The organism is Pandoraea captiosa (assembly GCF_902459775.1).
Classification (GTDB): domain Bacteria; phylum Pseudomonadota; class Gammaproteobacteria; order Burkholderiales; family Burkholderiaceae; genus Pandoraea; species Pandoraea captiosa.
This window is the reverse complement of record NZ_CABPSQ010000001.1, coordinates 234818-248400: the sequence shown is the minus strand read 5'-3', so window position 1 is coordinate 248400 and position 13583 is coordinate 234818. Positions and strand designations below refer to the sequence as shown.

Sequence of the window (13583 nt, the reverse complement as noted above, 5' to 3'; positions counted from 1 at the left end):
TCTATCGTGCCTCCGAACCGAGCAGCGCTTGCAGCGCCTCGGGGGAAAGGGATTCCATTTCGCGCAGCGCGGCTTGCAGCGCATCGCCGGTGGCGTCTGCGAGGTCCGCCGCAGCGCTGATATCGGAATGCGACGCCGATGGGCGTGCCTGCGCCACCAGCCCATCCAGTATTTCGGCGAGTGCGCTCAGGCGGCTGGCTTCGAACAGCGTGCGCAGCGGCACATCGAGCGACAGCGCGTCTCGCAGCCGCGAAGCGACCTGCGTGGCAAGCAGGGAGTGGCCGCCCAGCGTGAAAAAGTCGTCGTGGCGACTGACACGCGGCACACCCAGCACGTCCTGCCAGATCGAGGCAATCAGTTGCTCGCTGCCCTCGTGCGGGTCTTCGAAACGCGTCGCAGCGACGGCCTCCGGCACCGGCAGCGCCCGGCGATCGAGCTTGCCGTTGGGGGTGAGCGGGAGTGCGTCCAGAGGCGTCCACAACCCGGGCACCATGTACGTCGGCAACTGTCCTCCCAGGTGGCTGCGCAGACGCGGCCACAGTTCGGACGCGTCCACCGGCGACACCACGTACGCCACCAGTTGCTCGCCCGCACCGTCGTCGCGCACGACGACGGCCGCATCGGTCACGTCGTCGTGACGCAGCAGGTGTGCCTCGATCTCGCCCGGTTCGATACGGAAGCCGCGCAACTTGACCTGCGCGTCGCCGCGACCGAGGTAATCGAGCGTGCCGTCGGCAAGACGCCGCGCACGGTCCCCACTGCGGTACATGCGCTCGCCGGGTGCGCCGTAGGGATCCGGCACGAAGCGCTCGGCCGTGAGCCCCGCCTGCCCGAGATAACCGCGCGCCAGTCCCTCGCCACAGACGTACAAGTCACCCGCGACACCAGGCGGCACGTCGTTCAGACCCGCGTCGAGCACGCGCCAGTCGAGGTCGGCAATCGGCTCGCCGATGGGGGAACCGGCGGTGTCGTCGGCCCGCAATACGCGCTGACTCACATGCACCGTCGTCTCGGTGATGCCGTACATGTTGGTCAGGCGTGTCGCGTCGCCAAAGCGTTGCCACCACGCAGCAAGCCGCGCCGGGGTGAGCGCTTCGCCGCCGAAGACGATATGGCGCAAGGTCGTCGTGACCACGTCGTCGGGCATGGCGCCGAGCCATTGGTAGAACGCCGAGGGGGTCTGGTTGAGCACCGTCACGCCCTCACGGGCGACGAGCGACCACATCGCGACCGGGTCGCGTGCCGTGTCCTGCGAGACGACGACCAGCCGCGCACCGTGCACCAGCGCACCGAAGATCTCCCAGACGGAGAAGTCGAATGCGTACGAGTGGAACATCGTCCAGACGTCATCGGCATCGAACGCAAAGTCGCGCGACGTGCCGAGCAGCAGCCGCATCAGGTTCCGATGCGTGAGCTGCGCCCCCTTGGGCCGGCCCGTCGAACCCGACGTGTAGATTACGTAAGCGAGTTGATCGACGTGCACGTCGCGAGCGGGCGGGCTCGTGGGCAGCGTGCTATCCGATAGCAGCGACTCGATCGTATGCGCGCCCGGCGGCAACCATGTGGCATGCGCCAGCGACACTTGCGTGATCGCATGGGTGACGCCAGCGTCCGCCACCATGTAACGCAGCCGGTCCGCCGGATAGGCCGGATCGAGCGGCACATAAGCCGCCCCCGCCTTGAGGATGCCCAGCATCGCAACGATCAGGTCCGTGCCACGCGACATGGCCAGCCCCACACGAGCTTCCGGTGCAACGCCCGCGCGGATCAGCGCGTGGGCGACGCGGTTGGCGCGCGATACGAGTTCGGCGTAGGTCAATTGCGATTGGCCGTCGTTCACAGCAATGGCATCGCTACGCGCGGCGGCCTGCGCATCGATAGTCAGATGGACCGGCATCGGCACGGCCACCTTCGTGCGCGGGTGGCGACGGGACGGCGGCGCGGCGTGATGCTCGCACATGGCCAGACGCGCCACAGGGACTTGCGCCTGTGCCATGGCAACGTCGAGCAGCACCAGCCACTGATCGCCCAGGCGGCGCACCGTTGCGGCATCGAAGACATCGCAGGCATACGTTAGCCAGCCGCGCAAGGCGCCGGTATCGTCCTCCTCGGTGTCGAGCGCGAGGTCGACCTGCGCGTGATGCGCGCGACGCTCGATGGCCTGCATCGTCAGGCCCGCCAGATCGCTCAATGGGGCGAAGGCGCGCTTCTGGTGATTGAGCGACACCTGGAACAGCGGATGACGCGAAACGCTGCGCACCGGTGCGAGATGCTCCACCAACCGCTCGAACGGCACATCCGCATGCTGTTGCGCCGCCAGCAACCCATCGCGAATCTGCGCGACGAGCGACGCAAACGTCGTGGGCGTGTCGATCTGCGAGCGCAGCACCTGTGTGTTGACGAAGAAGCCCACGACCGGCTCGACCGACTCGTGCGAGCGCCCGGCGACCGGCAGGCCCGTTCGGATGTCGGCGTCGCCGGTGACGCGATGCAGGAGCAGGTGGAACGCGGCGGCCATGACCATGAAGCGGGTCACGCCGTGCTCACGCGCGAAGCGGTCCAGCCGCGCAGGCAAGTCGGGCGATACCGTCAGGTCGATGCTCGCCCCCGCGCCGTCACGCGTCGCCGGACGTGCCCGATCGAACGGCAGCGCCAATTCGGGGTGTGTCGTGCCGAGTTGCGCACGCCAGTACGCCAGTTGCTCCGCCTGCGCGGGACTCGCCAGTTGCTCACGCTGCCACACCGCGTAATCGCCGTAGCGCACCTGCGGTGCCGGGGCGCCCACCGACGCACGCGCTGGCGACACGCCACTCGCATGGGCGCGATAGGCGTGTGCCAGATCGCGAATCAACAGGTTCATCGACCAGCCGTCCGAGATCAGGTGATGCATGACCAGCATCAGCGCATGCGAGTGCTGGCCCAGCGGCATCAGATGCACGCGCCAGAGCGGCCCGGCCACCAGATCGAACGGTGCCCGCGTGAGGGCATCGAGACGCGCTTGGACGGCGGCGTCGCCGGCGCCCGGGGGAATGTCGGCGTCGCGAGTGAACGCGACCGGCAGCGTGGCATGTACGCATTGCTGCGGCTCGCCGTCGACATCGTTGACCACGATAGTGGTGCGCAAGGCGTCGTGCCATGCCGACAGCGTGTGCAGCGCGCCTTCCAGCGCATGCGCCTGCAATGGCCCTTCCAGACGCAGCGCGCCGGCAATGTGATACGCGCCCTCCCGCGGCGCCAATTGCGTCTCCAGCCAAACGCGGCGCTGCGACGACGACAACGGGAATCGGGTGCGATGCGCATCGCCGCGCGTGGGGCCTGGCGACCCGACCTGAACGGGCGTCGCGTCAGACGATGCCGCAGCGGGGACCGGGGCGGCGAGCGTCGCAAGTCTGGCAATCGTCGGATGCGACGCCAGGTGCTGCGGACCGATCTTGAGACCGCGCTTGCGCAGGCGTGCAATGACCTGCAGCGCAAGAATGGAGTCACCGCCGATGTCGAAGAAAGCGTCGTGGCGTCCCACCCGATCGCGTTTGAGGATCTGACACCAGATAGATGCGATCTCGGCTTCCATGCCGTCGTGCGGTAATTCGTTCGTGGCTTCGCCTCGCTCGGCGAGCGTGGCTAGCGCAGCCAGTGCGGCCAGTGCGCGACGATCCAACTTGCCGTTCGGGGTGAGGGGCAACTGCTCCACGCCGTCGAGTCGCGCGGGGACCCACGCGGCCGGTAACGCCGCGTTCAGCGCCGCGCGCACGACGTCCGTCGTCGCCCCGCCCGTATAGACACCGTGCAACCACGCGCCCCCCGGCCCGTCATGACGCGCCACCACGGCTGCGTCCGTCACCCCCGGCACCCGACGCATCGCCTGCGCCACTTCGGCCGGTTCCACGCGATAACCGCGAATCTTGACCTGATCGTCCATGCGGCCGAGATAGACGAACGCGCCGTCGGCACGTTGCACCGCCCGGTCACCGGTGCGATACAGCCGCTCCCCGGTGCGCCAGGGGTCCGGTACGAATCGTTCGGCCGTCTGCCCCGGCGCACCGAGATAGCCTCGCGCAAGCCCCGCCCCACCGAGATAGAGCTCGCCGGCAACGCCCGGCGGTACAGGGTTGAGGTCGGCGTCGAGCAGATACGCGTGGAGGTTGGCAAGCGGATGTCCGACAGGCACCGACGTCTTCAATGCGACCGGCGCCACCGCATACGTGAGCGCGCCGACGGTCGTCTCCGTCGGCCCATAGTGGTTGAGCACCGCAAGCGACGGGCGAGCCGCCCGAATCTGCGCGACGAAAGCCGAATCGAGCGACTCGCCGCCCGTCACCAGAACGACGCGTGGCAATACCGATTCGCCCGCCGCGTCGAGCAGACCTTTCAGATGGCCCGGCACAATCTTGAGCACGTCGATGGGACGCGCGGCGCACCATTGCGCAAATCGCTGCGCATCGAATGCACACGCCTGCGGCACGAGGTACACGGGACGCCCCAGCGCCAGTGCGCCGAATAGCGTTGTGTGGCCCAGATCGGCGGCCACGGTCGATGCCATGGCGAAACCACCCGTCGGCGGATCGCCCGCGCTCAGCCCGCACTCGGACAAGCGCGCTGCCACGGCCTGCACGTAGTTATGCAGCGCACCGCGACTGACCACGACGCCCTTCGGTTCGCCCGTCGATCCCGAGGTGTAGATGACGTAAGCGGCTTGCAGTGCATGGGTTCGAACGGGTCTGGGCGCGACTGAGGCATTCGGGGTGGCGGTGGACGTCAGCGCGTGCCATCGGATCGTCGGCGCGTGCGCGATCTCGGGCGCATGCTCGTCGACGATCACGGCCTTCGCACCGCTGGCGCTCAAGAGCCGGTTAAGCCGCTCGACAGGCTGCGCGGGATCGAGCGGCACGTACGCCGCCCCCGCCTTCCAGATGCCCAGAATCGCGCCCACCCATGCGGCGCTGCGTGGCAGACACACGGCGACACGATCTTCCGGTCCGATGCCACGGCCCTGAAGCGCCGCAGCCAGACGATTCGCCAAATCATCGAGTTCGGCACGCCGTAAAGCGCCATCCTCGCCCTCGGCCGCCAGAGCGTGGCCGTCGCGCGCCACATGGGCCTGCCATACCTCCAGCAAATCCTGCGTCGGCCAGGCCACGGCACTCGTGGCCCGCGCTGCGGTGTCCCCCAGCCCGATACGGCCCAACGGGCCGTCGATGCCCGACGCCAGCGCGCCCAGCAAGGCCACGAACTGTTCGCCGAGCATGCGCACGGCAGCCTCGTCGAATCGCTCGCGGGCAAAGGCGAGTACGAGGCGCAGACCGTCATGCTGCTCGACGATGAGCGAGAGCGGATAGTTGTTGCGCGCCTGTGGCTCACGTTCCAGTAACGACAGACGCAGGCCGTCGTCGCGCTGGCCAAGCAGTGCTGCGTCGAGCGGGTAATTCTCGAAGACGACGATGCTCTCGAACAATGCGCCGTCGGCGCCCTCGCCTTCGCGTTGCGCTTCACGGGTAATGGCAGACAGCGCGACATGCTCGTGTTCGCGCGATTGCGCCGTCTGCGTCTGCAAGTCTCGCAACCACTGCGCGACCGTGCGGTGCGCTTCGAGTTTGGCGCGCACGGGCAAGGTGTTGATGAAGAGTCCCGCCATCCGTTCGATGCCGGGCATGGCAGCCGAGCGTCCCGAGGCCGTCACGCCGAACACCACATCGCGCAAACCGGCGTGACGCGCCAGCAGCATCGCCCACGCCCCCTGACACAGAGTGCCCGGCGTCACCCCTGCGCGACGCGCCGCGTCGCTCCATGCCTCCCATTGCCCGGGCGCGAGCGTCCACACTGCCTCGCCATGGCGCGACGTGGGCGTCTGTCGCGTCGTGTCTTGTGCCGTCTCTTGTGTCGTCTCTTGTAGCGCGTCCTGTACCGCCGTGTGCGCTGCGGGCAATGGCGTCGGCGCACCCACGCCATCGAGCAGCCGACGCCAGTGCGCCAACGACACGGTGACGTCGCGCTCGCGTTGCCAGACGGCAAACTCGGCGAACGACGGGGCCACCTCCAAGTCGGCCTGCGTCAACACGCCGCCACGTGCGCACACGGTATATCGCGCCATGACGTCACTCAGGACCAACCCGGTGCTCCAGCCGTCGAGCGCGACGTGGTGACTGCTCCAGAGCAGCCACCAGCGGGTCTGCGCGACACGCACCAGCGTCAGACGCACACGATGCGCCTGCGCGAATGAAAACCCTGCGGCGCGCTCGGCCGCGAAACGCGCATCGAGACGACCATGCTGTTCGGCGAGCGTGAGGCCACGCCAGTCCTCCTGCGGCAGGCACCCGGCGCCCGACGTGACCGTTTCCTTCGCATATACCAACAGCAGCGGCTGCTCGCCCACGTCGGTCGCATAAGCGGTGCGCAGCGCCGCATGGCGCGCGATGGTGTCGCGCCATGCCTGCGCGAACGCGTCGACATCGAGTTCGCCCTCGATGACGAAGCCCTTCTGATAGAAATACGGGTCGGCCGTACCTTGCTGCTGCGCGTGAAAGAGCAGGCCCTGCTGCATCGACGTGGCCGGGACTACGGCTTCGAGCTGTTGCGCAGGCGCGGGCAGCGCCGCCAGTTGTTCGCCGGTCAGCCCTGCGTGCGGGAAATCCTCGGCGACGATCGGCTCGTTGTCAGGCAGCGTCTGCGCAAATGCACGGAGCGTCGCGCCGATGTCGTCGATCAACGTCCGCACGTCGTCACCGACCAGACGCGACCGGTCGTAGCGGCAAACGACGTGCAGCGCGTCGTTGCGCTGCCAGACGTCGAACGTCAGCCAATTGGGAGGCGCCACCTCGGGCGCGTGCGAAAGCCCGCCGTCGACAATGCCGACCACGCCCTCCTCAGCCTCATGGCTGACGCTGCGTCCCAGGAAGTTCACGGTGACGAGACCCTGCGGCAGCGCCGCCAGCGTTTGCTGCGCAACCGGCGTGCCGAGATAGCGGAGTGCGCCATAGCTCGCGCCCGCCTGCGGCGCGTGTCGCCAGGCCGCGCGCGTGGCGGCCAACGTCGCGTGAGGCGTGGCCCCAACGTCGACGGCGAGCGGCCAGGCGGCGGTAAACCAGCCCAGCGTGCGGGACAGATCGCCCGCGCCGTCGCCCCCGCGACCGTGACCCTCCACGTGAACGACATAGCGCGCGGCACCGATGCGCTTACCCAGCGTATGGGCCACGGCGGCACCGAGCACCTCATGCAGGCGAACGCGACGCAATGCCGTCAGTGGCTGTGCAATGTCCGCGCGCCACGTCTGTTCGATCTCGCCAGTGCCCCGGTCGACAAGGTTGTCCTTCGCGATGTCGATCGTGTCGCGCGCCCCTTGCAGCGATTGCTGCCAGACGCCGAGCGCCGCCTGCGCCGCCTCGCTGTGCGTCCAGTCATGCCAGCGCTGCGCCCAGGCGCGCATCGACTCGCCCACGGCAGGCAACCTGCCGTCATGGTCCGGCGCGTGCTTGCGCTGATCGAGCGCCGTCTGAAGATCGGCAAGCAAAATGCGCCACGACACCCCGTCGATCACCAGATGGTGCGCCACGAGGAAGCAACGCAGTCGTCCGTCCTCGGTGCGCACCAGCAGCGCACGCAACAGCGGGCCGTCGGCGAGCGACAGGCTCCGCTGGGCTTGCGCGAGCCGCTCGGCCAGTTGCGCTTCGTCGCACACGGCGGCATGCCAGAGCAGATCGTCGGCCGCGTGCGGCGCGACGTACCGCGCATGCCAACGGCCGTCGCGCTCGGTGAAGCGCAGTCTCAACGCGTCGTGATGAGTCACCACGCGCGCCAGCGCCTGGCGAAGCGTCGTCACGTCCGTCCCGTCCGTACCATCCGTTCCATCCGTTCCATCCGTTCCATCCGTTCCATGAGGCAACCGCACTTCGATCCATTGGTTCCAGTGATCGCGACTCGCCACGTCCTGCCGGAAAAACCATGCCTGCACGGGCGTAAGCGGAACGTCGCCCTGCATCGGTTCCGGCGTGGGGGTTTCATCCCCAGCGCTGTGCGTGGGAAGCGCCTGGGCGGCCACGCGCGCCAGCGTCTGATGACGGAAAACCTCCTGCGCACCGATTTGCCAGCCCCTCTGACGCGCACGGCTGACCATCTGCAAGGCAACGATGGAGTCCCCGCCCAGCGCGAAAAAGTTATCGTCGCGACTGACTGCGGGCACGTGCAGCAACGTCTGCCAGATGGCCGCGAGCGCAGCCTCCGCCTCGCCCTGCGGCGCTTGTCCGCCCGCACTGCCCCACACCGGCGCCGGCAATGCGGCGCGGTCCCGCTTGCCATTGGGCAGCTTCGGCAGCGTGTCCAGCACGATCACGAGCGACGGCACGAGATAGTCCGGCAGCCGGTTCGCCAGCGCCATGCGCAGCGCTTCGCCATCGAGGCCCTTGCCTGCAACGTATGCCACGAGCTGATCGCCCGTCGGCCCGGCCGCCACAACGGCCAGCGCATCGTCGACGCCCGCTTCGCGCAGCAACTGGGTCTCGACTTCACCGGGTTCGATGCGAAAGCCACGCACCTTCACCTGCTGATCGAAACGCCCGAGATACACGAGCGTGCCGTCGGCCAGACGTCGCACACGGTCACCGGTGCGGTACATGCGCGCGCCCGGCTCGCCGCGCGGGTCCGGCACGAAGCGCTCGGCGCTCAACCCGGGACGTCCCAGGTAGCCTCGCGCGATGCCTTCACCGCCGAGATACAGCTCACCGGCGGCGCCGAGCGGCACTTCACCCAGCCACGGATCCAGCACCCACGCCCGACGGTGGCCCACGGGCACACCGATCGGGGCATAGGCCTGCGCGGTGCGTTGCACCGCCGGCTGGGCGTCGAGATCGCCATCGATGGACCATGCGACCGGCGTCATCACGGTTTCGGTCGGGCCATACCCATTGATCGTCTGTGCCGGACGAAACATCGCCTGCGCCGCGCGCAGCGCGGGCCACGGCATCGCTTCGCCGCCGAACGACAGCAGCCGCAGCGCCGGCGCGCCGGTGGCGGCACTGGTGGCCAGACGGCTCAGGTAAGCGCTTGGGAAGCCGGCGTTGGTCACGCCATGACGGCGCATGGCGTCGACCATCGCCTGCGGCGCCCAATGCCTTTCGTCGGCGATGAACAGCGACGCGCCGCAGATCAACGGCGCCATCCACCGTTCATGCGCGCCGTCGAAGTTGATCGACAGCACGTGCAACTCGCAGACGTCCGGCGTGAGACGATACTGCGCCCCGGTGGCCACGCAGTGCATGGCGAGGGGCCCATGCGCGACCGCCACGCCTTTGGGAACGCCGGTCGAGCCGGACGTATAGATCAGATAGGCGAGTTGGTCGGGATGCAGGGCCAATGGCGGCGTATCGCCCGATAGCGTGCGCTCGGCAACGATGTCGGTCAGGGCGGCATGGCGCATTGGCATCCATGGCGCATCCATCAGCGAAGTCTCGGTGAGCACCAGCGAAATCCCGGCGTCTTCGATGATTTGCGTGAGCCGCTGCGCGGGATAGGACGGGTCGAGCGGCACGAAGGCACAGCCCGCCTTCATGATGCCGAGCAGGCCGGCAATCATGGCCGTCTGACGCGACATCGCCAGACCGATGCGCGCCTCGGGCGTCGCGCCCTGCGCCAGCAGCCATTGCGCGACGCGATTGGCCGCGCACACCAGCTCGGCATAGGTCAGCGTGGCCGTCTCGTCGCGCAGCGCAATGGCCGACGGCTGCTGCCGGGCCCGGGCATCGACGAGTGCGGGCACACTTTGGAACGCCGCCGGCCGGTCGCACGGCGACACCTCCTGCGCTGCCGTGCGACCGTTCGGCGGGGCGGCAAACGCCACGTCGAGCGCCGCAAGCGGCCGCGTCGGCATCGCCAGCAATGTCGCCAGCCCGGCGCACCAGTCCGCACCCAGTCGTTCGATGGTCTCGACGTCGAACAGGTCGGTCGGGAATGTCAGTCGGGCACGCAGCCTCACGCCGTCGAGCGGATCGGTGCTCGCGTCGTTCGGGCCAAGTGCGCCGGCGCCCCCTTCGCGCAACTCGTCGATGTCCAGCGCGAGATCGTATTGCGCCCCGCCGGTCAGCGGCTCGGCGACGACACTCAGCCCGGTCGGCCAACCGGTCGCGACGCGCGACGATGCGGCATTGACCACATGGTGATTGAGCATCACCTGGAAGAGCGGCGACTGCCCAAGGCTGCGCTGCGGTGCGATACGCTCCACCACGCGCTCGAACGGGGCGTCGCGATGCGCCTGTGCGTCCAGCGCACCATCGCGCACCTGCGCGACCAGCCGGTCGAAGTCCGCCGTCGGGTCCACCACCGTCCGCCAGACCTGCGTATTGACGAGACAGCCGAGCATACGCTCGAGCCCCGCGATATCGCGCTGCGCGATCGGCACGCCAACCCGAATGTCCGTCTCGCCCGCGTAGCGATGCAACAGCCATTGGAATGCGGCGGCCAGCACGATGAAAGGCGTGGCCTTGCGTTGCGCGGCATACGTCAGCACGTCGCGCGTGAGGCCACGCGAGAGTTCGAACGCCAGCGTGCGGCCCGCCCCGCTGCGTAACGCACCGGCCCCGCGCGCACGGTCGAACGGCAGAGTGAGGACCGGCGACGGTTCGGGCAGGCGTGCCTGCCACCAATCGAGCTGACGCTCGAGCGCGGCACCGCCAATGTGCGCCTGCTGCCAGTGCGCGTGATCGCCCGGCTGCACCGGAACGGCTTCGAAATCGGGCGTCGCGCCATTCGCACAGGCGCGGTAAGCGTGTGCGAGTTCATCGACGAGCAAGGTCATCGACCAGGCGTCGGTCAGCAAGTGGTGCAGGACGAAGACGATCCGGTGCCCATCGTACTCATCGTACTCATCGTGCTGATCGTGCTGATCGTGCACGACATCGCGCGACATGCGCAACGATGCCACGCGCCAGGGCGGCGCCGACTCGGGCGCGAAGGGTTCGGCGAGCAGCGCACGCGTGAGGGATGCGGCGGCCGCTTCGCGATTCGGATCGCCCGTCAGGTCGTGCACGGTGAGCGCGATATCGGCGCGCCTGTGGACGATCTGAACCGCAACGCCGTCGCGCTCGTCGAATGTGGTGCGTAGTGCGTCGTGACGCGCAGTGACGATGTCCAGCGCCTGCGCGAACGCGGCTTCATCGAAACGCCCGCTGATGCGCAACTGGCCGCCGACGTGATAAGCCGCACTGTTGGCCGGATCGAGGCGATGGACGAACCACAATCGCGATTGCGCGAACGACTGACGAAACACCTGCACGTCCGCCGTCTGTGCCGTCTCAGCCAGCGGTGTCGCGCTCGGAATGCTGCGAGAAGCGGTGGCGTCTTGCGTCTCCGAGCCGGGAGGCACCTTCGCCAGCTCACGCACCCACTCGCCCAGGCGCGCATGGTCGTAAAGCGACGCCGGCGTCGCTTTGCGTCCGAGGCGTTCGTGCACGCGCGCCAGCATCTGCATGGCAAGCAACGAACTGCCGCCGCAAAGGAAGAAATGGTCGCCCACCCCAATTGACTTCCGGCCAAGCACCTCGCACCAGATGCCGGCGACGGTCTCGTAGAGGGTGTCGTGCCCGACGGCAGACGTTGGCGGCGTCTGTGTATCCTTGCCCGCGATCACGCCGTGCTGCCAGGTCGCCCATGCGTCGAGTGTCCCGTCACGCCAACCCTTCGCACACGCGCTGCGCTGCAACTTGCCGCTGGACGTCTTCGGCAGCGCCCCCGGGTTAAGCAAGATCACGACGGCAGCAGCTTGCTGGCAGACATCGGCGACCGCCACGGCAATCGCTTCCGCCAGGGTTTGCGCAGGCACCATTTTCTGAACGCCGCGCCCCACTTCCGCCGCGACGCCGATCCCCGGCTCGCCGTCGATGTCCACGGCGAAGGCCGTTACACGGCCCTTGCGCACGAGTTCGACGTCGGCCTCGATGGCCTTCTCCAGATCCTGCGGGTAAAGATTGTGGCCGCGCACGATGATGACGTCCTTGCAACGGCCCGTGATGTAGAGCTGCCCATCGTGAACGAAGCCGAGGTCGCCGGTGCGCAACCAGCGCCTGCCGCCCGCTCCGCTCTCCTCACTTTCCCCACTCTCCCCACTCGCCTGAATGAACGTGCGAGCGCTCGCCTCCTCGTTGCGCCAGTAGCCTTGCGCCACGCTCGGGCCGCTCACCCAGATCTCGCCGACTTCCCCCTGCGCCACGGGCGACGGCGCGACGTCGGGCGAATCGCTCCACGTCATGAGGCGCACCTCGTGGTCGAGTGGCACGGTGCCGCAACCCACAAGCGTCGTCCCTTCGTCGCGACACGTGTCGGCGCGTTGCCGGGCCAGCGCGCCGCGGTCGAATTCGGCGGCGGTCATACCATCGCCGCGACGCCCCCCCGTGACGAACAACGTCGCCTCGGCCAGGCCATAGCAGGGATACACCGCTTTCGAATCGAACCCCGCCGGAGCGAAAGCCTCACAGAAGTCGACCAGCGTGTCGTGACGCACCGGCTCCGAGCCGGAGAACGCGAGACGCCATCCGCGAAGATCCAGCGTGCCGATGGTGGCCGCGTCGATGCGCTGGGCGCATAGGCGATACGCAAAATCGGGGCCACCGCTGACGGTGCCGCCGAACTTGTCTATGGCGCGCAACCAACGCACCGGTCGCTCGAGAAAGAACTGCGGCGACATCAGTACCAGACGCGCCCCGCGATAAATCGGCGACAGCAGCCCACCGATCAGCCCCATGTCGTGGTAGAGCGGCAACCAGCTCACCATGGTGTCGTCGCGCGTCATGCCCAGCCCCGCCACGATGGCCGCTTCGTTGGCCATCAGGTTCGCATGACTGACCATCACGCCCTTCGGTGTCGATGTCGATCCGGAGGTGTATTGCAGGAAGGCCAGGTCGGAACGTGAGATGCTCGTCTCCTGCCATTGGGCGGCGAGCGCATCGTCGATCTCATCGATCACCACGATCTCCACCCCCTGCAACTCCGGCACCGCGTCGCCGAACGCCAGCATGGCGTCGCGATGCCGACGGTCGGTCAGCACGAAGCGCGCGTTTGCATCGGACAGGATCGAACGCACGCGGGCGAGATGTTGCGCACGGGCCGACTCCGGCGGAAACGCCGGTACCGCAATCGCCCCCGCGTAGAGACAGCCGAAGAACCCCGCCACGTAGTCCAGGCCCGTGGGCAAGAGCAACAGTCCGCGCTCGCCATGCGCGTGGCCCGCCGAGAGACGTTGCAGCGTGGCTGCGACCGCTCGGGCACGGGTGTCGAGCCCCGCGCAGGTCAGTACCTGCCCGTCGCCATCGTCGCTGGAGAGCGCCCGCAAAGCCTCGCGCTCCGGTTCGAGACGAGCGCGTGCGCGCAGCAGGTCGACCATATGTTCGATGGGGCCGATCGATTCGACCGCGGCACCGGACGAAGCGGCCATGGACGGGACGAAACCAAAGGGGACGGGCAAGCGAAGAGCGTCGTTCATGACGGTAGCGACTCACGAAGCGGGAACGAAATCAAAGGACTGGCGCGGGCTGCGCCATCGGCAAAGGCGCCGGGGCACGATCGGGGATGCCGGCGATGTCAGGCGGCACCTGCGATCGGCACCA

At 68.1% G+C, this 13583-nt stretch carries 1 protein-coding gene; it reads right to left on the bottom strand.

What is annotated here, in order from left to right:
* Position 1 precedes the first annotated feature (1 nt).
* The gene (locus PCA31118_RS01125; RefSeq protein ID WP_150622228.1) at positions 2-13459 is read right to left on the bottom strand and encodes a non-ribosomal peptide synthetase; all 13458 of its coding nucleotides are present in this window, start codon (positions 13457-13459) and stop codon (positions 2-4) included.
* Positions 13460-13583 lie beyond the last annotated feature (124 nt).

Coding starts and splice junctions, on each gene's coding strand:
- PCA31118_RS01125 (WP_150622228.1), bottom strand. CDS start 13,459: ATGAACGACGCTCTTCGCTTGCCCGTCCCCTTTGGTTTCGTCCCGTCC.